This is a genomic window from Jeotgalibaca sp. MA1X17-3, assembly GCF_021513155.1.
Taxonomy (GTDB): domain Bacteria; phylum Bacillota; class Bacilli; order Lactobacillales; family Aerococcaceae; genus Jeotgalibaca.
Genome location: NZ_CP090983.1, coordinates 181619 through 202500, shown reverse-complemented (window position 1 = coordinate 202500; position 20882 = coordinate 181619). Strand labels below are relative to the sequence as shown.

General features: G+C 39.2%; 14 protein-coding genes, 27 tRNA genes, 2 rRNA genes and 1 pseudogene (1 of these 44 cut by a window edge). 35 read left to right on the top strand and 9 right to left on the bottom strand.

What is annotated here, in order from left to right; translation table 11 throughout:
* The 29 genes from LZ578_RS01045 to LZ578_RS00905 all read left to right on the top strand — a co-directional run.
* A 23S ribosomal RNA gene (locus LZ578_RS01045) occupies window positions 1-2889 on the top strand; it begins 28 nt to the left of the window's first position.
* A gap of 99 nt (window positions 2890-2988) precedes the next feature.
* Window positions 2989-3104: ribosomal RNA gene (rrf, locus tag LZ578_RS01040) — 5S ribosomal RNA — on the top strand.
* 118 nt (window positions 3105-3222) lie between these two features.
* Window positions 3223-3295 (top strand) — tRNA-Val (locus LZ578_RS01035).
* Window positions 3296-3304: 9 nt separating this feature from the next.
* Window positions 3305-3377: transfer RNA gene (locus tag LZ578_RS01030), tRNA-Lys, on the top strand.
* Between the two features lie 25 nt (window positions 3378-3402).
* Window positions 3403-3484 (top strand) — tRNA-Leu (locus LZ578_RS01025).
* Window positions 3485-3490: 6 nt separating this feature from the next.
* Window positions 3491-3566 (top strand) — tRNA-Thr (locus LZ578_RS01020).
* 1 nt (window position 3567) lies between these two features.
* Window positions 3568-3639: transfer RNA gene (locus LZ578_RS01015), tRNA-Gly, on the top strand.
* A gap of 40 nt (window positions 3640-3679) precedes the next feature.
* Window positions 3680-3765: transfer RNA gene (locus LZ578_RS01010), tRNA-Leu, on the top strand.
* A gap of 12 nt (window positions 3766-3777) precedes the next feature.
* Window positions 3778-3851, top strand: a tRNA-Arg gene (locus tag LZ578_RS01005).
* An 8-nt stretch (window positions 3852-3859) separates the two neighbouring features.
* Window positions 3860-3933: transfer RNA gene (locus LZ578_RS01000), tRNA-Pro, on the top strand.
* Between the two features lie 32 nt (window positions 3934-3965).
* Window positions 3966-4039, top strand: a tRNA-Met gene (locus tag LZ578_RS00995).
* Between the two features lie 55 nt (window positions 4040-4094).
* Window positions 4095-4168, top strand: a tRNA-Ile gene (locus LZ578_RS00990).
* Window positions 4169-4208: 40 nt separating this feature from the next.
* Window positions 4209-4296, top strand: a tRNA-Ser gene (locus tag LZ578_RS00985).
* Window positions 4297-4319: 23 nt separating this feature from the next.
* Window positions 4320-4391 (top strand) — tRNA-Glu (locus tag LZ578_RS00980).
* A 4-nt stretch (window positions 4392-4395) separates the two neighbouring features.
* A tRNA-Ser gene (locus tag LZ578_RS00975) sits at window positions 4396-4485 on the top strand.
* Between the two features lie 51 nt (window positions 4486-4536).
* Window positions 4537-4609 (top strand) — tRNA-Met (locus LZ578_RS00970).
* A 41-nt stretch (window positions 4610-4650) separates the two neighbouring features.
* Window positions 4651-4726 (top strand) — tRNA-Asp (locus tag LZ578_RS00965).
* 1 nt (window position 4727) lies between these two features.
* A tRNA-Gly gene (locus tag LZ578_RS00960) sits at window positions 4728-4798 on the top strand.
* A gap of 9 nt (window positions 4799-4807) precedes the next feature.
* Window positions 4808-4881 (top strand) — tRNA-Ile (locus LZ578_RS00955).
* Between the two features lie 19 nt (window positions 4882-4900).
* Window positions 4901-4972: transfer RNA gene (locus LZ578_RS00950), tRNA-Glu, on the top strand.
* Between the two features lie 75 nt (window positions 4973-5047).
* Window positions 5048-5120: transfer RNA gene (locus LZ578_RS00945), tRNA-Val, on the top strand.
* A 2-nt stretch (window positions 5121-5122) separates the two neighbouring features.
* Window positions 5123-5195: transfer RNA gene (locus LZ578_RS00940), tRNA-Asp, on the top strand.
* A gap of 16 nt (window positions 5196-5211) precedes the next feature.
* Window positions 5212-5284: transfer RNA gene (locus LZ578_RS00935), tRNA-Phe, on the top strand.
* Window positions 5285-5295: 11 nt separating this feature from the next.
* Window positions 5296-5376, top strand: a tRNA-Tyr gene (locus LZ578_RS00930).
* 14 nt (window positions 5377-5390) lie between these two features.
* Window positions 5391-5461, top strand: a tRNA-Trp gene (locus LZ578_RS00925).
* A 14-nt stretch (window positions 5462-5475) separates the two neighbouring features.
* Window positions 5476-5548, top strand: a tRNA-His gene (locus LZ578_RS00920).
* A gap of 30 nt (window positions 5549-5578) precedes the next feature.
* Window positions 5579-5650: transfer RNA gene (locus tag LZ578_RS00915), tRNA-Gln, on the top strand.
* A 9-nt stretch (window positions 5651-5659) separates the two neighbouring features.
* Window positions 5660-5730: transfer RNA gene (locus LZ578_RS00910), tRNA-Cys, on the top strand.
* A gap of 36 nt (window positions 5731-5766) precedes the next feature.
* A tRNA-Leu gene (locus LZ578_RS00905) sits at window positions 5767-5850 on the top strand.
* A 114-nt stretch (window positions 5851-5964) separates the two neighbouring features.
* Here LZ578_RS00905 and LZ578_RS00900 read toward each other — a convergent pair.
* Window positions 5965-7218: an ISL3 family transposase gene (locus LZ578_RS00900; RefSeq protein ID WP_255763964.1), complete on the bottom strand. Its 1254-nt coding sequence runs from the start codon at window positions 7216-7218 to the stop codon at window positions 5965-5967.
* 325 nt (window positions 7219-7543) lie between these two features.
* On the opposite strand from LZ578_RS00900, the gene LZ578_RS00895 reads away from it, so the two are divergent.
* Window positions 7544-7813 (top strand): ACT domain-containing protein, encoded by a 270-nt coding sequence (locus LZ578_RS00895; RefSeq protein WP_235145528.1) that lies wholly within the window; start codon window positions 7544-7546, stop codon window positions 7811-7813.
* Window positions 7814-7827: 14 nt separating this feature from the next.
* Complete coding sequence (locus tag LZ578_RS00890; RefSeq protein WP_235145527.1) at window positions 7828-9186, top strand: PFL family protein; 1359 nt, start codon at window positions 7828-7830, stop codon at window positions 9184-9186.
* Window positions 9187-9273: 87 nt separating this feature from the next.
* On the opposite strand, the gene LZ578_RS00885 is transcribed toward LZ578_RS00890, so the two are convergent.
* Window positions 9274-10050 (bottom strand): NRDE family protein, encoded by a 777-nt coding sequence (locus LZ578_RS00885; protein WP_235145526.1) that lies wholly within the window; start codon window positions 10048-10050, stop codon window positions 9274-9276.
* Window positions 10051-10115: 65 nt separating this feature from the next.
* Window positions 10116-11447, bottom strand: coding sequence for an APC family permease (locus tag LZ578_RS00880; RefSeq protein ID WP_235145525.1), 1332 nt, complete (start codon window positions 11445-11447; stop codon window positions 10116-10118).
* Window positions 11448-11621: 174 nt separating this feature from the next.
* Here LZ578_RS00880 and LZ578_RS00875 point away from each other — a divergent pair, with 174 nt between their 5' ends.
* The 3 genes from LZ578_RS00875 (at window position 11622) to glnA (ending at window position 14288) form a co-directional block, all read left to right on the top strand.
* On the top strand, window positions 11622-12224 hold the full coding sequence (locus LZ578_RS00875) for a nitroreductase family protein (protein ID WP_235145524.1): 603 nt from the start codon (window positions 11622-11624) through the stop codon (window positions 12222-12224).
* A gap of 267 nt (window positions 12225-12491) precedes the next feature.
* Window positions 12492-12869, top strand: coding sequence for a MerR family transcriptional regulator (locus LZ578_RS00870; protein WP_235145523.1), 378 nt, complete (start codon window positions 12492-12494; stop codon window positions 12867-12869).
* 84 nt (window positions 12870-12953) lie between these two features.
* Window positions 12954-14288: a type I glutamate--ammonia ligase gene (glnA, locus tag LZ578_RS00865; RefSeq protein ID WP_235145522.1), complete on the top strand. Its 1335-nt coding sequence runs from the start codon at window positions 12954-12956 to the stop codon at window positions 14286-14288.
* Window positions 14289-14327: 39 nt separating this feature from the next.
* Here glnA and LZ578_RS00860 read toward each other — a convergent pair whose 3' ends face one another.
* The 4 genes and pseudogenes from LZ578_RS00860 to LZ578_RS00845 all read right to left on the bottom strand — a co-directional run bounded on the left by LZ578_RS00860 (window position 14328) and on the right by LZ578_RS00845 (window position 15927).
* The gene (locus LZ578_RS00860; protein WP_235145521.1) at window positions 14328-14501 is read right to left on the bottom strand and encodes a hypothetical protein; all 174 of its coding nucleotides are present in this window, start codon (window positions 14499-14501) and stop codon (window positions 14328-14330) included.
* Window positions 14494-14939: pseudogene (locus LZ578_RS00855) on the bottom strand (GNAT family N-acetyltransferase). Before LZ578_RS00855 ends, LZ578_RS00860 begins: the two are co-directional and overlap by 8 nt.
* Window positions 14940-15070: 131 nt before the next feature.
* The gene (locus LZ578_RS00850) at window positions 15071-15433 is read right to left on the bottom strand and encodes a hypothetical protein (RefSeq protein ID WP_235145520.1); all 363 of its coding nucleotides are present in this window, start codon (window positions 15431-15433) and stop codon (window positions 15071-15073) included.
* Window positions 15434-15723: 290 nt separating this feature from the next.
* Window positions 15724-15927, bottom strand: a complete 204-nt coding sequence (locus LZ578_RS00845) for a YwbE family protein (RefSeq protein ID WP_235145519.1) — start codon at window positions 15925-15927, stop codon at window positions 15724-15726.
* 230 nt (window positions 15928-16157) lie between these two features.
* Here LZ578_RS00845 and LZ578_RS00840 point away from each other — a divergent pair, with 230 nt between their 5' ends.
* Window positions 16158-19229, top strand: a complete 3072-nt coding sequence (locus LZ578_RS00840) for a glycoside hydrolase family 2 TIM barrel-domain containing protein (protein ID WP_235145518.1) — start codon at window positions 16158-16160, stop codon at window positions 19227-19229.
* A 59-nt stretch (window positions 19230-19288) separates the two neighbouring features.
* Here the strand turns inward: LZ578_RS00840 and LZ578_RS00835 are convergent, their stop codons facing one another.
* Window positions 19289-20437 (bottom strand): mannitol-1-phosphate 5-dehydrogenase, encoded by a 1149-nt coding sequence (locus tag LZ578_RS00835; protein ID WP_235145517.1) that lies wholly within the window; start codon window positions 20435-20437, stop codon window positions 19289-19291.
* Window positions 20437-20877, bottom strand: coding sequence for a PTS sugar transporter subunit IIA (locus LZ578_RS00830; protein ID WP_235145516.1), 441 nt, complete (start codon window positions 20875-20877; stop codon window positions 20437-20439). The genes LZ578_RS00835 and LZ578_RS00830 overlap by 1 nt, the downstream gene beginning before the upstream one ends.
* Window positions 20878-20882: the final 5 nt, after the last annotated feature.

Here is a 20882-nt window from a genome sequence, read left to right as displayed (position 1 = left end):
TGCCTTGGCACTAGGAGCCGATGAAGGACGGGACTAACACCGATATGCTCCGGGGAGCTGTACGTAAGCATTGATCCGGAGATTTCCGAATGGGGAAACCCAACACCTCTGATCGGGTGTTACGCTTTACTGAATACATAGGTAAAGCGAGGAAGACGCAGGGAACTGAAACATCTCATTACCTGCAGGAAGAGAAAGAAAATTCGATTCCCTGAGTAGCGGCGAGCGAAACGGGAAAAGCCCAAACCAGGAAGCTTGCTTCCTGGGGTTGTAGGACTGGAATGTGAGACGAAGAGGGATAGCAAAAGCCGACTGGAAAGTCGCGCCAAAGAGGGTAACAGCCCCGTATGCGAAATCCCAAATCGCTCTACCAGTATCCTGAGTACGGCGGAACACGAGAAATTCCGTCGGAATCCGGGAGGACCATCTCCCAAGGCTAAATACTCCCTAGTGACCGATAGTGAACCAGTACCGTGAGGGAAAGGTGAAAAGCACCCCGGAAGGGGAGTGAAATAGTACCTGAAACCGTGCGCTTACAAGTAGTCAGAGCCCGTTAATGGGTGATGGCGTACCTTTTGTAGAATGGACCGGCGAGTTACGATTCCATGCGAGGTTAAGCTGAAAAGGCGGAGCCGCAGCGAAAGCGAGTCTGAATAGGGCGAATAAGTATGGGGTCGTAGACCCGAAACCAGGTGACCTACCCATGTCCAGGTTGAAGGTGCGGTAATACGCACTGGAGGACCGAACCCACGTACGTTGAAAAGTGCGGGGATGAGGTGTGGGTAGCGGAGAAATTCCAATCGAACCTGGAGATAGCTGGTTCTCTCCGAAATAGCTTTAGGGCTAGCCTCGGACACGAGGAATCATGGAGGTAGAGCACTGTTTGGACGAGGGGCCCTTCTCGGGTTACCGAATTCAGATAAACTCCGAATGCCATTGATTCACGTCCGGGAGTCAGACTACGAGTGATAAGATCCGTAGTCGAGAGGGAAACAGCCCAGACCACCAGCTAAGGTCCCCAAGTATCTGTTAAGTGGAAAAGGATGTGGGGTTGCTCAGACAACTAGGATGTTGGCTCAGAAGCAGCCATCATTTAAAGAGTGCGTAATAGCTCACTAGTCGAGTGACCCTGCGCCGAAAATTTACCGGGGCTAAACAGATCACCGAAGCTGTGGACAGAACCATTGGTTCTGTGGTAGGAGAGCGTTCTAAGGGCGTTGAAGCGAGACCGTGAGGACTGGTGGAGCGCTTAGAAGTGAGAATGCCGGTATGAGTAACGAAAGACGGGTGAGAATCCCGTCCACCGAATGACTAAGGTTTCCTGGGGAAGGCTCGTCCTCCCAGGGTTAGTCGGGACCTAAGCCGAGGCCGATAGGCGTAGGCGATGGACAACAGGTTGAGATTCCTGTACCAGTTGATTTTGTTTGAACAATGGAGGGACGCAGGAGGCAACGGAATGCGCGCTGATGGATATGCGCGCCCAAGCAACAAGTCTGGGAAGGAGTCAAATGCTTCTACCCGCGAAGGATGAGTTGTGATGGGGAGGGAAATTAAGTACCGAAGTTCCCGCAGTCACACTGCCAAGAAAAGCTTCTCGTTAGAAATTAACTGCCCGTACCGCAAACCGACACAGGTAGTCGAGGAGAGAATCCTAAGGTGAGCGAGCGAACTCTCGTTAAGGAACTCGGCAAAATGACCCCGTAACTTCGGGAGAAGGGGTGCTGACCGAAAGGTCAGCCGCAGTGAATAGGCCCAAGCGACTGTTTATCAAAAACACAGGTCTCTGCAAAATCGAAAGATGACGTATAGGGGCTGACGCCTGCCCGGTGCTGGAAGGTTAAGAGGAGAGGTTAGCTTTCGAGCGAAGCTTCGAATTGAAGCCCCAGTAAACGGCGGCCGTAACTATAACGGTCCTAAGGTAGCGAAATTCCTTGTCGGGTAAGTTCCGACCCGCACGAAAGGCGTAACGATTTGGGCACTGTCTCAACGAGAGACTCGGTGAAATTATAGTACCAGTGAAGATGCTGGTTACCCGCGACAGGACGGAAAGACCCCATGGAGCTTTACTGCAGTTTGATATTGCGTGTTTGTGCCGTATGTACAGGATAGGTAGGAGCCAATGAAGCCGGGACGCTAGTCTCGGTCGAGGCGACGGTGGGATACTACCCTTGCGGCAGGAACACTCTAACCCGCGGCCCTTATCGGGCCGGGAGACAGTGTCAGACGGGCAGTTTGACTGGGGCGGTCGCCTCCTAAAGTGTAACGGAGGCGCCCAAAGGTTCCCTCAGAATGGTTGGAAATCATTCGTAGAGTGCAAAGGCAGAAGGGAGCTTGACTGCGAGACAGACAAGTCGAGCAGGGACGAAAGTCGGGCTTAGTGATCCGGTGGTTCCGTATGGAAGGGCCATCGCTCAACGGATAAAAGCTACCCTGGGGATAACAGGCTTATCTCCCCCAAGAGTTCACATCGACGGGGAGGTTTGGCACCTCGATGTCGGCTCATCGCATCCTGGGGCTGTAGTCGGTCCCAAGGGTTGGGCTGTTCGCCCATTAAAGCGGTACGCGAGCTGGGTTCAGAACGTCGTGAGACAGTTCGGTCCCTATCCGTCGCGGGCGTTGGAAATTTGAGAGGAGCTGTCCTTAGTACGAGAGGACCGGGATGGACACACCGCTGGTGTACCAGTTGTTCCGCCAGGAGCATCGCTGGGTAGCTATGTGTGGACGGGATAAACGCTGAAAGCATCTAAGCGTGAAGCCCCCCTCAAGATGAGATTTCCCATCACTTGAAGTGAGTAAGACCCCTGAGAGACGATCAGGTGGATAGGCGGGAAGTGGAAGTGCAGCGATGCATGGAGCGGACCCGTACTAATCGGTCGAGGACTTAACCAAAAACAGGCAGCGACGTAATGCGGTGCCTGGTCAACCTTTGTTTTTCATGTTGTGTATTCAGTTTTGAGGGAACAATGTTTCCTTAATCCCATAAAAATGTGCGGTGGCGATGGCTGGAAGGCCACACCTGTTCCCATCTCGAACACAGAAGTTAAGCTTCCAAGCGCCGATTGTAGTGAAGGGTTTCCCTTTGTGAGAGTAGGACGCTGCCGCGCATTTTATATTTTTCTATATACTAGGTTTCTCTATGGTAAGTTTAAAGTACCGTAGTAAAAAAATATGCTTGCAGTAATGAAAGAAATGCTGTATTATATTTAAGAACTCTTGTATTATGGAGGTTTAGCTCAGTTGGGAGAGCGTCTGCCTTACAAGCAGAATGTCAGCGGTTCGAGCCCGTTAACCTCCATTTTTTTATGAGTTATTAGCTCAGCTGGTAGAGCATCTGACTTTTAATCAGAGGGTCGCAGGTTCGAGCCCTGCATAACTCATTCCTTTTTGAATAAAAAAGGGTACGCGGGTGTGGCGGAATTGGCAGACGCACTAGATTTAGGATCTAGCGCCGCAAGGCGTGGGGGTTCAAGTCCCTTCACCCGCATTTTTAGCCGGCTTAGCTCAGTTGGTAGAGCATCTGATTTGTAATCAGAGGGTCGAGGGTTCAAATCCTTTAGCCGGCACCATGCGGAAGTAGTTCAGTGGTAGAACATCACCTTGCCAAGGTGGGGGTCGCGGGTTCGAACCCCGTCTTCCGCTTACATAGGCAGACTATCTGCTTTATGTAAAATAGAATAATGCCGGGGTGGCGGAATTGGCAGACGCACAGGACTTAAAATCCTGCGGTGAGTGATCACCGTATCGGTTCGATCCCGATTCTCGGCATTTTTTTTAAAAGCACCCATAGCTCAATTGGATAGAGTACTTGACTACGAATCAAGCGGTTGCAGGTTCGACTCCTGCTGGGTGCATTTTTTTACGGGAAATAGCTCAGCTTGGTAGAGCACTTGGTTTGGGACCAAGGGGTCGCAGGTTCGAATCCTGTTTTCCCGATACAATCATGAAATTTTGGTTGTTGAAATTTTGGCGGTGTAGCTCAGCTGGCTAGAGCGTCCGGTTCATACCCGGGAGGTCGGGGGTTCGATCCCCTTCGCCGCTATCTTTTAAATATACTCGAATCACTTATTTAAAGGTTTCTATATTTTACCGAGCTGGGACCTTTAGCTCAGTTGGTTAGAGCAGACGGCTCATAACCGTCCGGTCGCAGGTTCGAGTCCTGCAAGGTCCATTGCAGGAAAGTCCCTGTAAACTGGTTATTTATTTTTGATGGGGAAGTACTCAAGAGGCTGAAGAGGCGCCCCTGCTAAGGGTGTAGGTCGCTAACGCGGCGCGAGGGTTCAAATCCCTCCTTCTCCGTTTTGTTTTTTTAAATATAGCAAGGCCCGTTGGTCAAGCGGTTAAGACACCGCCCTTTCACGGCGGTATCACGGGTTCGATTCCCGTACGGGTCATCATGGAGGATTACCCAAGTCCGGCTGAAGGGAACGGTCTTGAAAACCGTCAGGTGTGTAAAAACACGCAAGGGTTCGAATCCCTTATCCTCCTTACTTTTTTAGTCTACTTAGACTGATGAAGAAAATATATACTTACTATTATCGCGGGGTAGAGCAGTTGGCAGCTCGTCGGGCTCATAACCCGGAGGTCACAGGTTCGAGTCCTGTCCCCGCAATTTTTCATTTTTTATTTTAAATATTATAGTTAATATTTAACGGTTCCGTGGTGTAGGGGTTAACATGCCTGCCTGTCACGCAGGAGATCGCGGGTTCAAATCCCGTCGGGACCGCCATGCGGGTGTAGTTTAGTGGTAAAACCACAGCCTTCCAAGCTGTCGTCGCGAGTTCGATTCTCGTCACCCGCTTTTTTTTATGGGCCTATAGCTCAGCTGGTTAGAGCGCACGCCTGATAAGCGTGAGGTCGATGGTTCGAGTCCATTTAGGCCCATTTATTTTTCGATTTTTATGGCCCGTTGGTCAAGCGGTTAAGACACCGCCCTTTCACGGCGGTATCACGGGTTCGATTCCCGTACGGGTCATTAACAAAATATTCAAAATTTTATAAGTTTATGAAATATAGTATATGTTAAATTGTTTTTGTGTAAACTTTACATGGGGGTTTAGCTCAGTTGGGAGAGCGTCTGCCTTACAAGCAGAATGTCAGCGGTTCGAGCCCGTTAACCCCCATAGGTTCCGTGGTGTAGGGGTTAACATGCCTGCCTGTCACGCAGGAGATCGCGGGTTCAAATCCCGTCGGGACCGTATTTTTTTATATTTTGGCTCGATAGCTCAGTTGGTAGAGCACTTGATTGAAGCTCAAGGTGTCGGCAGTTCGATTCTGTCTCGAGCCATTTTTAATAACGGAGGAGTAGCGAAGTGGCTAAACGCGGCGGACTGTAAATCCGCTCCCTCGGGTTCGGCAGTTCGAATCTGCCCTCCTCCATTCTTTTTGTCCTTAGGGGTATAGTTTAAAGGTAGAACAACGGTCTCCAAAACCGTTAGTGTGGGTTCAATTCCTGCTACCCCTGTTTTTCAAATTATGGCGGTTGTGGCGAAGTGGTTAACGCACCGGATTGTGGTTCCGGCACGCGTGGGTTCGATACCCATCAGCCGCCTTTTTTATTTTTTATATTATTAATTATCATTGGGGTATAGCCAAGTGGTAAGGCAACGGACTTTGACTCCGTTATTCGTTGGTTCGAACCCAGCTACCCCAGTTTGATTTCGGCGGTATAGCCAAGTGGTAAGGCAGAGGTCTGCAAAACCTTCATCACCGGTTCAAATCCGGTTACCGCCTTTCCTTGATAAGGATTGAAAATTTGCATAAAATATTGCCGGCGTGGCGGAACAGGCAGACGCGCTGGATTCAAAATCCAGTGCCCGCGAGGGCGTGCCGGTTCGACCCCGGCCGTCGGTATACAAATATAGTAAAAGAAGGCTCTTCGTCAAATCGTGTTGGTAACTACAAATCCGATGAAGAATGAGAGTCACATAATGAATGCTTTCCAACGAACCGTTGGAGAGCATTTTTTTATTTTTGAACGGTATTACAGGAAATTAAAATTCTAGTTTTGAACTTAGAAAAACTGCGAAATCCAAAGGCTATTCGTTTGATCACTTTAATTTTATTATTGATTCCTTCAATCGGTCCATTTGTGTAAGGATGTAAGAACGTATTTTCTACGTATGATTGATACTTTTTAAGAGTTCGCAGACTTGTTTTCATGTAGGAAGAAAGCCCCACTGGGGCTTCTTTTAAGATCTCTTGGAAAAGAACGAAATCTTTTTGATCAAAGGCAAATAAAAGATCTTGATAGAACTGATACGTCGTTTTGTATTCGTCTCCCAAATTTAAAAGGTAATCCATGACCCCTGTCTGACTTTTCATTCCTTTAAACAATCGGTGATACGAATAGTGAACGGAATTCAAATCGGATTCTCTCTTTAATCCAAGTTTCCAGTACCGCTTGAGTTTGCGATATTTTTTTAAGTCTTCTGGATTTGAAGTCCGATACTGGTTCATACAGGTCACTCTCGTTTGATTCAAAGAACGACTAATAAGTTGGACCAAATGAAACGAATCAATAATAATTTTAGCCCGTGGAAATAATTCGTGAATGAGTGTTAAGTAAGGAGTATTCATATCAATGACAATCGTTTCTACTTTGGAGCGCGTTTCTGTTGAGTAGCGACCAAAGTGGCTTCGAAGGGTTGGTAACCTTCGGTCTGATAAAACATCAATAACCTGGTGGGTCACAGAATCGATATAGATAAAGCTCATCTGATTTCCGACAGAATGAAACTCATCAAAGGATAAATGTTTAGGGAGAGAGTGTGTACGTAATTGAAAGGAAGAAGCCATGATTTGAATGACTCGTGAAGTTGTCGTTGGGCTAACGTGGTGACGCCTCGCTAAGTCTTTCTCTGAAATTTTATCTTTCGATTCAATCGCGATGGATTGTTTAACCGTATTGGAAATGAAGCAATGCCGGTCTACCTCGCTTGTTTCTGCACAGAAAGTAGAGACACATTTTTTACAATAAAAGCGTTGTTTTTTTAGCAGTAAGTATGTTGGGTAATGGCTGGTGCTATTCAACGTTAACCGACTCGTCTTAAAGCCATATTTAATAATAGATGTTCCTTCTTTTCCCATCCCACAGTTGACACACCGGAGAGGTGTGTAGGAAAGGATGCCATAAAAAACCTTCGAGAGAATCCCTTTGATTTTCGTCTCTTTACAAAAGGATTGTAAGAACGTAATGTTTTTATCTTTCAAATCTAGCATGGTTCGAATATAATGAGAATGGGACATGTGAAAACCTCCTTTAGAATGTTGTGTCGTAACTTTATTCTATCGGATTTTTTCACATGTTTCTATTTTTTTGAATAAAAATAGGCATTGGTGATTGTAAGCCACCAACACCAAATATTATAGAGCCTAAAAGAAGCAAAAGCTCTACGGAGCCTTTTGCTTCTTTTTTTATATTTATTTATTAAAATTTAATTTAAGAGTATGAGAGTAGTAAAAGCATGCCAATTGAGTAGTAGGGTATGTTACAATATTTTAAAGCCATACGTCTACGTGTGGAAAAGAAAAGTGAGGGAAAAATATGAGAGCAATTATTACAGTAACCGGAAAAGACCATACTGGAATCGTAGCTAGCGTTAGTAAAAAGTTAGCAGACGTACAAGTAAATATCTTGGATATATCACAAACATTGATGGAAGAATATTTTACTATGATTTTGTTGTGTGATTTCACCTCTTCACCTCATTCAATTCCAGAAGTTCGTGAGCAAATGAAAGAGATCGAAGCAGAAGAAAAATTAGTCGTTCGCATTCAATCAGAAGAAATCTTTAATGCGATGCATACATTGTGAGGCAGGTGTAAGAAATGAATAGAAAAGAGAATATTTTAGAAACGATCCAAATGATTGCAGAGGAAAAATTAGATATTCGTACAGTTACGATGGGGATTTCTTTATTAGACTGTGCTGATAGTGATGGAGAAAAGGCAAGAGAAAAAATTTATAATAAAATAACTAGTTATGCTAAAGATTTAGTACCTGTTGCTCAAGAAATAGAAGATCAATTAGGAATTCCTATTATTAATAAAAGAATATCTGTTACCCCTATTGCACTAATTGCAGGAGCATCTTCAGATACAGATTATGTAGCATTTGCAAAAACTTTAGATGCTGCTGCAAAAAAAGTTGGAGTAGACTTTATCGGTGGATTTAGCGCATTAGTTGAAAAAGGCTATACAAAAGGCGATCGAATACTAATTGACTCCATTCCACGTGCGCTATCAGAAACATCTGTAGTTTGTTCTTCGGTAAATATTGGCTCTACAAAAGCAGGAATCAATATGGACGCAGTTGCACAAATGGGAAAAGTTGTAAAAGAAACTGCAGAGCTTACTGCAGACACAGGAGGGCTTGGTGCTGCAAAATTAGTAGTATTTGCTAATGCTGTAGATGATAATCCTTTTATGGCTGGGGCATTTCATGGTGTTGGGGAAGCAGATGTTGTTGTTCATGTAGGAGTAAGTGGTCCAGGGGTTGTAAAACGTGCATTAGAAAAGGTAAAAGGTGAATCTTTTGATGTTGTTGCTGAGACCATTAAAGTAGCTGCTTTTAAAATTACTCGTATGGGACAGTTAGTTGGAACGATGGCTTCTGAGAGGTTGGGAGTTCCATTTGGAATTGTTGATCTTTCTTTAGCACCTACTCCTGCTTTGGGAGATTCAGTTGCCTATATCTTACAGGAAATGGGCGTAGAACGTGTAGGTACGCACGGTACAACTGCTGCTTTAGCTGTATTAAATGATGCAGTAAAAAAAGGTGGACTGATGGCTTGTGGACATGTCGGTGGACTTTCAGGTTCTTTCATACCTGTTTCAGAAGATATTGGTATGATTGAAGCTGTAGAATTAGGAGCTATCACCATTGATAAATTAGAGGCTATGACTGCCATTTGTTCAGTAGGTCTGGACATGGTTGCCGTTCCTGGTAAAACAACAGCAGCTACCTTATCTGCTATCATTGCGGATGAAGCTGCAATTGGAATTATGAATCATAAAACGACAGCTGTTCGTATCATTCCTGTTCCAGGAATGGACGTCGGTGATACAGTTGAATTTGGTGGTTTACTAGGACGGGCACCACTTTTAGGAGTAAGTGAATTCTCTTCTGAAGATTTAATTAGTAGGGGTGGGCATATTCCGGCACCGCTACACTCGTTCAAAAATTAATGAAATACTACATAAAACGTCACCTCCCAATTTTGGGAGGTGACGTTTTATTTTTTTTACATAGTCATTTATTAGTTACAATCATTCTTATCGCTCACTTACTTGAAAATGATAGGAATGGTCCTGACTATTATTTTTTGAATCATAGGTTCTTTCAATAAAGGTGACCATATTATTATGGTCCACTAGAATAAGAGTAGTAGACCTTGTTCCAAAGTTTTCGGTATCAATAAAATTTGCTGATACTTTTCTTTTAATCGCTATTGGTAATGAGATATCAGGAAGTTGTTGATCAGGAGCTGGAGTTTGATTCATCATCATTTGGAAGAGTTGATCTGCATAATGATTAGAAGTATCAATAATCATATTCAATTTTTCTTTTGTGTTTGTTACTTTTAGCCAAGGAGTATTGATAGTTGCGTTACTGAGACTATGGGTTCCTTTTGGAAGAAGTGTATACGATTGGTTTTGAGAATTAAAATGATAAAATTTATTAATATCACCTAAAAGAACATTAAAAGGAAGGTATTGATTCTTTTTAGTAATTAACTGCTCTAAATATTGAGTAGCCGTTTTCTTAGAGGTTAAATAATCGATAATAATTTTTCCACGAGAATTCTTTTGTGTAGTACTATTAAGAGTCTCTGCATCGTAACAGTTGGTAATGGCAGCAATTTTCCCCGTTTTTGTGATTCCAAGCCAGGTTCCCTTTGCTTGTAGATCTTTTCCTGCTAGTAAATCAGGAAATTCTTTCCAAAAATTAGCAGGTGCTGTCGGCCGCTCATACAACTCATCTCGGTTAGCAGCGAGAATGAGTTTGTAAGTAGGATGAGAAGAAAGATGGAAAGTAATGAGACACATCATAATCAACTCCTTTGTATTACTATATTTTGTAGTATACAAAAAACAAAATTCAATTCTACTTTATACTATTTAATTTGATAAAAATATCCACTTAAAGAGATACTTAGACAAAAAATTAAGAAAAGTGGAACAAATATTGGATTAGATATTACTCCACCAATTACAATAATTCCAGAACCAGCCATACCTAAAATAGGAAATAAGACACCTAAAATAGGACTTGTTATGATTCCTTGCTTCTTCATTTGTATCACTTTCCAGTAAAGGATGACATACGTGATATAACTGAAGACAATAGCAATTTCACTTACATCTCCACCCGAAAGAACTTGTGTTTTTTGAGTGAAATAATGAATCACCATCCAAACAAGAGAGATTACGCAAGAAGTAATAGCGGCATGGGGAGAAAGTTCAGTGCGATTATCAATCTTTCTAATTTTTTTACTATTTGGAATCATTCCTTTTGCAGCAAGTGATTGTGGTAGGCGAATATTTCCTAATACTAAGCCATTAACAACACCTAAAACAGCAATTAAAATGAAGAAAAGTATAATAAAGCCTCCTCTTGATCCAAAGAGTTGATTACCAACTTCATAAATGGTGTTGTCACCATTTGCCAAAATATATTCAGGACCAACTAAAGAAGACATTCCTAAAAAATAAGCAAGATAGATACCTAAAACAATCAAAGGTCCAATTGTTAAAGCAATTGGCATTGTTTTTTTAGCATTTCGAACCTCGTGAGTAATACTAGTAGAGATTACCCATCCATCAAATGAAAAAGCAATCGGAACAAGGGCTGCTAACCAACTCACACCAACATCTTGTATCGGAACGACTAGTTGTTCTGTTGTTACTGGATGAGGCTGATTAGAAAAAAATCCAATAATTGCAATTGTAAGAAGAGGAATAATTTTCATAACTGTTGAAATATTTTGAAAACGTCCACCTAATTTTAAAGAAAAATAATTTAAAATATGGAAAAAGAATAGGTAAATCATGCCAATGAATACTTGTATTTCAAGGGTGCTAGGTAGATTAAATAACATCGTAGTATAAATTCCTGCAACCCAGCTAACGACAACAGCAATAGAAGGGTAGTAGGCATACATTTGAAACCATCCAAATGCATTTGCTGCTTTTGGAGAAATGAACTCTTCAAAATAAGCTACAACTCCACCAGCATTATCGGTTCGTGAGGCTAATTGAGAAAGGGTGATATTCCCGAATATTACACAAAAAGCACCAATAAAAAATACTAGTACACTGAGACGAATATTTCCACCTGTAAAGCGCAAAATATCATCAGCTTTAAAGAAGATACCTGATCCTATACAAATCCCTACAATCATGGAGATAGCTGTTCCTAGACCATAATGTTTGTTTTCTTGTTTCATAAAAAAACTCCTAACTAATTTAATCATAAAGATTGGTACGTTCCTTAGAATTGTACTACAAAATTAGAGAAGTATCATTATTCAAAGAAAACAAAGCATAATTATGTCACTTATTATTGATAAGTGATATACTATAATAGTTCGAATTAGTACTATTATTAGGAGGAAAATTTTATGAAAACAAATACGATTGAATTATTAAAGAATCGTCGATCTATTTACCATTTAGGAAAGAACGTTTCTTTAGAGAACAGTGAAATTACAAAGTTAGTTAAAGAAGTAGTAAAGGAAAGCCCAAGTTCTTTTAATGCTCAAACTTCTCGAGTAGTAGTTTTATTCAATGATCAACATCTAAAAGTTTGGGAAATTGTGGAAGAAAACTTAAGAAAAGTAGTTCCTACAGAAGAGGCATTTCAAGCAACACAAGAAAAAATAAACTCTTTTAGAGCAGGTTACGGTACAATCCTCTTCTATGAAGATGAAGAAGTAGTACGTGGATTACAAGAGAATTTTGCTCTTTATGCAGATAATTTCCCAATTTGGTCAGAGCAAAGTTCAGGAATTGCTTCCGTAAATGTTTGGACAGCTCTTGCTGAGAATGAAATTGGCGCAAGTCTACAACATTATAATCCATTGATTGATAGTGATGTAGCAAACGAATGGAACCTTCCATCTACCTGGAAATTAAGAGCACAGATGCCTTTTGGGTCAATCGAAACACCAGCAGAAGGAAAAGCATATATGGATGATGAAGAACGTTTCCGCATTTTTGAATAAATAATGATAGCAAAGCTGATACAGTCTGAACTGTTTCGGCTTTTTTTGTATCTAATTATAGAAAGACTTGTTTTTCTATATAAAATAGCGTATGTTAAGAAACATAACATATCATGTCATAAAAATTTTGACTCTTATTTTTTTGTGCTATATTCTAAAGACATTCAAACAATTAAGTAACAATTTGTCAACTAATCACAAAAAGATAGAAATTTTTTTCGTAAAGTAGAGTCAGAATAGAAGGTAATAAAAAATGGAGGAGATTAAATGAAAGAGAAGGAATTCCGCCGTTCTATGTCTGTATTTACGATTGGTACAGTGATGCAGTTGGCAGATCTTACTGCTAGACAAATTCGTTATTACGAAGAACAAGGACTTGTCTCTCCACATCGAACAGATACAAATCGTCGTATGTTTTCTTTAAATGATGTAGATCGCTTATTAGAAATAAAAGACTATCTTTCAGAAGGACTCAATATTACTGCTATACGACGTATATATGAGACGGCAATGTCAGAACAGAAACAAGTAGAAGAAAATAAAAATGAACCTCTCACAGATGATGACGTAAGACGAATTCTTTATAAAGAAATAATGAATGCAAGTACGTTTAATCCGAGAGATAAAAATAATTGGGGTAGATGACTCTTTATTTAGAAAATGAATAACAACTATTAAAAAACAGTCGTTAAATGAGACGAAGAGGTACTGAAAGGGATGTTTAAATAAATGGGCAAATATACCATGGAAGATATTATAACAAAAGTAAAAGAAGAGAATGTACATTATTTACGCTTAATGTTTACAGATATACTAGGAACCATTAAAAATGTAGAAGTTCCCATCAGTCAATTACAAAAAGTTTTGGATAATAAATTGATGTTTGATGGCTCTTCCATTGAAGGTTTTGTACGCATTGAAGAAAGTGATATGTATCTTCACCCTGATTTAGATACATTTTTGGTATTTCCATGGGAAGTAAAAGAAGGTAAGATTGCTCGTTTCATATGCGATATATATCAGACTGACGGTACTCCATTTGCAGGGGACCCACGCAGTAATTTAAAAAGAGTATTGAAGAAAATGGAAACACTAGGATTTACTGACTTCAATTTGGGGCCAGAACCCGAGTTCTTTCTTTTTAAACTAGATGAAAATGGTAAACCGAGTTTAGATTTAAATGATGAAGGTGGCTATTTTGATTTAGCTCCCAATGATTTAGGAGAAGATTGTCGCCGAGATATTGTATTGGAATTAGAGGCGCTTGGATTTGAAATTGAAGCCAGCCACCATGAAGTAGCATCTGGACAACATGAAATTGATTGGAAATATTCGAGTGCGGTAGAGGCGTGTGATAATATTCAGACATTTAAATTGATTGTCAAAACAGTTGCCAGAAAGCATGGTTTACATGCAACATTTATGCCAAAACCTGTTTTTGGTATAAATGGATCAGGAATGCACTGTAATATGTCATTGTTTAATGGAGATAAAAATGTATTTTTTGATGAAGATGATGAAAAGCAATTGAGTCGTGCTGCCTATCAATTTATTGCGGGACTATTAAAACATGCTCCTGGATATACGGCAATCTGTAATCCAATCATCAACTCTTATAAACGCCTAGTTCCTGGTTATGAAGCTCCTGTTTATATTGCCTGGAGTACTCAAAATCGATCTCCTTTAGTTCGTATACCAAATTCTCGTGGATTATCCACTCGTGTTGAATTACGTAGTGTTGATCCATCAACAAATCCATACTTAGCTCTTGCTGTTCTTTTGGCTTCTGGTCTTGATGGTATTGAAAATGATCTACCTCTTCCTGTTCCAATTGATCGTAATATTTATACGATGGATAAAGAAGAGCGATATGCTAATGATATTCATGATTTACCTAAAAATCTAGGTGAGGCCTTGATTGAACTAGACAAAGATCCCTTAGTTTTGGAGGCTCTAGGTAAACATATTAGTAGAAACTTTAAGGAAGCAAAAGAAATCGAAGTTGAAACGTATATCATGCAAGTAACGGAATGGGAAAGAGAACAGTACTTAAATATCTATTAAAATAAAAGTGGTGTGAATTTTTAATTCGCACCACTTTTTCTATCCAAATGTTAAAAATAAAGCAGCAATAATAATCAGTCCATAGGAGGTTCGTTCTAGATTTCTTTTTTTATTTGGCTCAATTGTAATTCCTGCTCTTTGTTGTTTGAGAATCCAAATATTAATCACTAAACTTGCTAATGAAATGAGGATCGCATATGTATATTTATTCACTGGATGTCCCTCCTGACCGAATCATATCTATATGAGGGATATCATCTTCTAAATAAATATCTGAGATAGCTTGAAAGCCAAAATAGCCATAAAAACCTTGTAAATGTGCTTGTGCTTGAGCATATACAGGGAGACCTTGGTACTTTTCATCAGAATAATGCAAGGCTTTCTGTAAAAGTTCTTTTGCATATCCTTGGTTTCGATAATCAGGGTGAACAACCACTCTACCTAAGTGAATGCTTTCTTTATTAGGAATAAGACGTGCGTATGCAACTATTTTTTCACTCTTTTTTTAAATAAATGGATACTCTGTATATCTTTATCATCTACATCTTGATAAGGACAATTTTGTTCTACAATAAAGACTTTCACACGTAGAGAATAAATTTCTTGTAGTTCATAAACAGATAATTCATTAAATTTTTTTATACTCCACATAGAAAATCCTCCTTACTCTTTTTTAAAATAGTATGTTGACGTACCATTCTTAACATTATAACAAATAGAAAGAGAAGATAAAGAAAATTTTCAAAAAAATAAAGTTGAGAGATTAGCCCTCAACTTCTTTTTTAAATATTAATGATCCAGTCCATCTCTGATACAGGAATCAATGATAAAAATATTTGATTCTTCTTACATGTTTCTTTATACTCTTTCAAACTAAAAGGTCCCTTTACTGTTTCTAAACGACGATCAACGATAAAATATTCATTGTGTTCTTTACGTTCTTTTTCTAAGACAATAAAATTTTCGTTCCAATTTAAACTAGTAAAATAACCTGGGATATTACCAGTAGGATAGCGATACGAAGCTGGCAAATGAAAAATATTCGTCCCAGAAGCACACTGACGCAAAAATAAATCACCTTCTACAGGAATCTTATATCTTACTGCTCTTGCAAATTCTGGAAACAAACGATCACTCCACTCCATATTCTCACCACCTTGTTTAGTCTGTTGAAACACATACATATTTTATTTAAAAAATTATAATCTACAGAGGTTTTTTCAAACGCTTTCATATCGAACTCATTAATTTAGTATAACTGCTTATTAAAAGAAAGTACAGTCTTTTAAGTAAAAATTATACATTTAACATCATTGTAATATAAATAGATAAAATTCATAAAAAACATGATCTATTTATATTTTTTCACATATTTTTTTATTGAAAATCTGTTTTTCGAATGAGTTCATTCAAAAAAATTCTTATACAATATAATCTAGTTGTCCTCTAAAACGGCCTGAACTCGTCCAACCTGGTTGGCCTCATTTAGCATAACTTTAATGCCATGTGGGTGCTTCGCACTGTTCGTTAAAATTCGTTTAACATGACCTCTTGTTAATGTGCCCGTACGTTGATCTTTTTTTAATACGATATCTACTAGTGCTCCAACTTTTATATTTTCTCTTTTTTTACCATCCATTTCTTCACATCCTTATAAATTCATTTAAAATAATCCGTAGTTCTTCATCAAGATCATACCATAATACTTTCTCCATTAACAAAAAGAGACTAACAAGTTACGTTGGGTCATGTATTTTTCGTAAAAAGAGTAGAGGTCCTATTGGTTCTTTCTATTCAATATGCTAAGCTATTTTTAGGGAGACAATTTTAAGATAGAAAAAATGAATAAATTAAAAGGAGAAATGCGAGATGAGTACAGAAGATATTCAAAATCATTACTTGCTGCATCGAAATAGAGAGAAAAGTAGAGCACATTTTATTCCATTCAGTAATATGGAAGATATGTTGACAAAAAAACGATCAAAATCGAAACGAATTCAAATGTTAAATGGCAAATGGAAATTTTACTACTCCGAAACACCACAGGAGTCACCGATGTATTTACATGGTAAAAATGTAAGCGTTAACGATTGGGATGAAATTGAGGTTCCTGGTCACTGGCAACTTCAAGGTTATGGAGTTCCTCACTATACCAATGTCTTATATCCATTTCCGGTTGATCCACCTTATACTCCAACAGAGAATCCTACAGGTACATATTACCGTGAATTTGTTATTCCAGAAAATTGGGAAGAAGAGAATGTCTCCCTTCGTTTTGAAGGAGTTGATAATTCGTTTCATGTTTTGTTGAATGGATCAGAAGTTGGATTTAGCAAAGGGAGTCGAGTTCCCGCTGAGTTTAATATCACTCCATATATGAAGACGGGGGCTAATAAACTGATGGTTGTGGTTTACAAATGGTCTGATTCGAGTTATCTGGAAGATCAGGATATGTGGTGGTTAAGTGGAATCTTCCGTGATGTTTACTTGATAGCTCGTCCAAAAACACATATAAAAGACTTTTTTATTCATGCAGATTTGCAGAATAACTATCAAGATGGGCAATTAAAAGTGAATGTAGAGCTTCATAAAGGTGAAAAAGAAACGTTGACTGGGTGCACATTAACAGGAAGACTAGTAGATAATCAAAATAAACTTCTTTATGAAGAAATATTTCCACTCGATAATGAAACAACTGAAATCCAAACTCAACTAAAGGATATCCTTAAATGGTCTGCAGAACAGCCGAATCTGTATCAATTTATTTTGGAACTAGAATTATCTAGTGGTAAAAAAGAAATAATCAGTCAAAATATTGGATTCCGTTCAGTGGAATTGAAAGAGGGCCTTGTTTTAGTAAATGGAAAACCAATTAAATTTAAAGGAGTTAATCGTCATGATAATCATCCTGACCTAGGTAGAGCCGTCACCGTTGAGTTGATGGAACAAGATATTCGCTTGATTAAACAAGCAAACTGTAATGCGGTTCGTTCTGCTCATTATCCAAATGATCCTCGCTTCTATGATTTGTGTGATTTCTATGGATTATATGTAATAGATGAAGCAGACTTGGAAACACATGGATTTGAGCTTGTAGGGAATGTTCATCAGTTGAGTGATGATCCAGAATGGCAAGAAGCATACCTAGACCGCATGGAAAGGATGGTTGAACGGGATAAGAACCATCCTTCTATTCTATTTTGGTCTCTTGGGAATGAGTCGGGTGATGGAATCAATCATAAAGTGATGGCCGAATGGGCGATGAAACGTGACCTATCTCGTTTAATTCATTATGAAGGAGAGTCGCGATCGAAAGAATCTACAAATACGATTTTATATAAAAAAGATGCTGTGTATTCTGACGTTAATTCCACTATGTACACACCTATCGACGAACTTGAAAAACTTGGTCAAAATAGAGAGTTAAAAAAACCTCATATCGTTTGTGAATATGGTCATGCAATGGGAAATGGACCAGGAGCTTTACAAGATTATTGGGATACATTTTATAAGTATCCTCGATTGCAAGGTGGATTTGTCTGGGAGTGGAGTGACCATGGAATACGTCAAAAAAACTCAGAGGGTGTAGAGTACTATGCATATGGTGGTGATTTTGGCGATACACCAAATGATTATAATTTTGTGATTGATGGGCTTGTTCAACCAGATCGTACTCCTACACCAGGGTATTTTGAATTGAAAAAGGTTCAAGAGCCCGTTCATGTAGAAGTATTGGATATTGAAAAAGGAATCGTAAAAATTACAAACCGATATGATTTTATCTCCTTAGATCACCTGCAATTATCTTGGAATCTGGAGTCGGAAGGGAAAACGATTGAAACGGGCGTTCTTCCTCTGGAAAGGATTGCTGCTGGGACTTCTAAAGAACTAACGATCCCTATAAATGCGGAAAATAATAAAAATCGTACTTGTATGCACGTGTTGAATCTTCAATTCTTAACCGCTACAAAGACTGATTGGACAGAAGCGGGATTTGAAATAGCTTGGAGTCAGATTAAATACCCAGTAACGGATATTCAGAAAAAGGTAAAAGAAAAACGAAACTCTTATCAGAAATTGAATGTGATAGATCGTTCTATCACGCTAGAAGTATGTGGTATAGACTTTAATTTTACGTTTGATAAGGTGAGAGGAACGTTAAGCAAGTGGACAAAGGCAGAGAATGATTTGATAGAGAAAGGGCCACAAATGAACCTTTGGCGTGCCATGACGGACAATGATCATCGTTCTGAAGTGATTTGGAAGAACGCTGGTCTTCATCAAATGCAAATACGTACTCAATCCTTTGAATGGAAATGGATTGAGGATCAAAACGTCGTTCGTATCGTTGTTTCACAAAGAGTTGCTCCACCAATACTAGGTTGGGGAATTATAGTAACTCAAACGTATACAATCGATTGTGCAGGTGTTTGTTTTGTAGAAGTAAAGGGGACTCCAGAAGGTGATTATCCACGTACCATTCCACGTATTGGAATGGAGATGATTCTTCCGAAACACCTGGAACATGTTCAATACTATGGTTTAGGTCCCCATGAAACGTATATTGATACACAGTCTGCTGGTAAACTGGGGGTTTATAATCATACGGTTGATGGATTAGGTTTTGATTATGTTTATCCTCAAGAAAATGGAAATCGTTCTGAAGTAGGATGGGCGAAGTTTACTGATAGAAGAGGAAACGGGTTAGAGATAAAGAATGAAAAAAAATTCCAATTCAGTGTACGACACTATACACAGGATAATTTGGATCAAGCACAGCACAGCTACAATTTAAAACGAAAAGATGAAATCTATCTTTATATTGATTATGCGCAGAATGGAATTGGTTCAGCTAGTTGTGGGCCAGATGTTCTACCTAAACATGAATTGAAATTAGCGGATTTTAGATTTTCATTTCAGCTTCATTCACAAAGAGAATAATCATTTCTAACAAAAAAACTTCCCTCGATATTTCGAAGGAAGTTTTTTTGTATTTCGTTTTATTTATTTAATTGATTATATGCTTCAACAATTTGATCGATTAATTTTTGTTCTTTTAATCCTGTCACGCGACTTACTACTGTTTCAACACTTTCTTCAAGAAGCATTTTTTCTAATTCTGTACTTTCTTCATCGTTCTCGTCACGGTAAGCTAATACTTTAGCAACGGTGCGAACGAGTGCATCCGTACTTAAAGAACGTTCATAAGCTTCACGCATTGGTCTAATGAATCGCTCATCATAACCTAGTTTACGAATTGGCGTTCTGCCAACGCGAGTCAATTCATCTACGATGTAAGAATTTGCAAAGCGGGATAGAATCTTGTCAATGTATTGCTGATGTTCTACTGGATCAAATCCCCATTTCTTAACCATTAAAGCTCCAGTTTCATTCAGTACTGCCTTAACTTGCTCTACAACGGCTTCATCTTGCATCGCTTCGTCAACTGTATGATGCCCGGCATATCGTCCGTTGTAAGCTGTAGTTGCATGTCCAGTATTCACGGTGAAAAGCTTTCTTTCAATAAATGGTTCTAGAGCTTCAGCATAGTGAACACCTTCCAAATGAAGTTCTTTATTCTTTAGCTGACTTTGATCAATAACCCATTCTTTGTAAGGCTCTACGGTTACTCGTAAAACGTCATCATGGCTTTGTAAAGGTACGATGCGGTCTACTGCAGCGTTAGGGAAACCAATGTATTTTTCTGTATACACTTTATCTGCTTCATCTAAATGCTTTAGAACTTCAAGTTTTAAAAAATCACTCCCACCGATCATGTTTTCACAAGCAATGATATCTAGTGGTTGTTCTATTTTTTGATCGTTACGTTTTTTAATTCCTTTAGCAATTAAAGGAGCAATGTACGGTAAAATTTTAGGACCTATTGCTGTTGTAACAAGAACTGCTTTTTCAAATGCTTCTACGACAGCGTCAGGATGCTCGCTACTATTAATTCCTTTTACTCGATCAACCTCAACCTCAGGATTCCCTTCTTCAGCTAATTCAATCGTGTACCTTTTATTTGTATTTAATGCATCAATGATAGCTTCATTTACGTCTACAAAAGTAACTTCCATACCATTTTTATTTAGAACTTCTCCGATAAATCCACGACCAATATTTCCTCCACCAAAATGAATAGCTTGCATTATTCAATTCCTCCTAGCAAATTAATAATCTCATCTTCGGATTGAGCACTTGCAAGTTTTGCAACGTTTTCTATTTCAGAACAATAAATTGCAATTTGAGATAGGATATCTAAATGTTCGTTTCCTACACCTGCAATACCAAAAACTACAGTAACAAGCTTTTCAGCATCTGCAGTACCAAAGTTTACACCATCAGGGATTTGAACAACAGAAATTCCGGATGATTGGATTAATTTTTTAGATTCATCTGTACCATGAGGGATTGCAATGAAGTTCCCCATATAAGTAGAAGCTTTTCCTTCTCGTTCTAACATAGAATCTACGTAATTTTGGTCGACATAATTGCTATCGACTAACAATTGTCCCGCCGCTTTGATTGCCTCTTCTTTAGTTGTAAATGATTGATTTAGTTTGATACTTTTCTTTTCTAAAATTTCCATTATAA

What these genes read in the sequence shown, in the direction of transcription:
- LZ578_RS00900 (WP_255763964.1), bottom strand. Translation starts at nt 7,218, where the DNA reads ATGCTAGATTTGAAAGATAAAAACATTACGTTCTTACAATCCTTTTGT.
- LZ578_RS00875 (WP_235145524.1), top strand. Translation starts at nt 11,622, where the DNA reads ATGAAAACAAATACGATTGAATTATTAAAGAATCGTCGATCTATTTAC.
- LZ578_RS00850 (WP_235145520.1), bottom strand. Translation starts at nt 15,433, where the DNA reads ATGGAGTGGAGTGATCGTTTGTTTCCAGAATTTGCAAGAGCAGTAAGA.
- LZ578_RS00840 (WP_235145518.1), top strand. Translation starts at nt 16,158, where the DNA reads ATGAGTACAGAAGATATTCAAAATCATTACTTGCTGCATCGAAATAGA.
- LZ578_RS00885 (WP_235145526.1), bottom strand. Translation starts at nt 10,050, where the DNA reads ATGATGTGTCTCATTACTTTCCATCTTTCTTCTCATCCTACTTACAAA.
- LZ578_RS00835 (WP_235145517.1), bottom strand. Translation starts at nt 20,437, where the DNA reads ATGCAAGCTATTCATTTTGGTGGAGGAAATATTGGTCGTGGATTTATC.
- LZ578_RS00845 (WP_235145519.1), bottom strand. Translation starts at nt 15,927, where the DNA reads ATGGATGGTAAAAAAAGAGAAAATATAAAAGTTGGAGCACTAGTAGAT.
- LZ578_RS00890 (WP_235145527.1), top strand. Translation starts at nt 7,828, where the DNA reads ATGAATAGAAAAGAGAATATTTTAGAAACGATCCAAATGATTGCAGAG.
- LZ578_RS00830 (WP_235145516.1), bottom strand. Translation starts at nt 20,877, where the DNA reads ATGGAAATTTTAGAAAAGAAAAGTATCAAACTAAATCAATCATTTACA.
- LZ578_RS00880 (WP_235145525.1), bottom strand. Translation starts at nt 11,447, where the DNA reads ATGAAACAAGAAAACAAACATTATGGTCTAGGAACAGCTATCTCCATG.
- glnA (WP_235145522.1), top strand. Translation starts at nt 12,954, where the DNA reads ATGGGCAAATATACCATGGAAGATATTATAACAAAAGTAAAAGAAGAG.
- LZ578_RS00895 (WP_235145528.1), top strand. Translation starts at nt 7,544, where the DNA reads ATGAGAGCAATTATTACAGTAACCGGAAAAGACCATACTGGAATCGTA.
- LZ578_RS00870 (WP_235145523.1), top strand. Translation starts at nt 12,492, where the DNA reads ATGAAAGAGAAGGAATTCCGCCGTTCTATGTCTGTATTTACGATTGGT.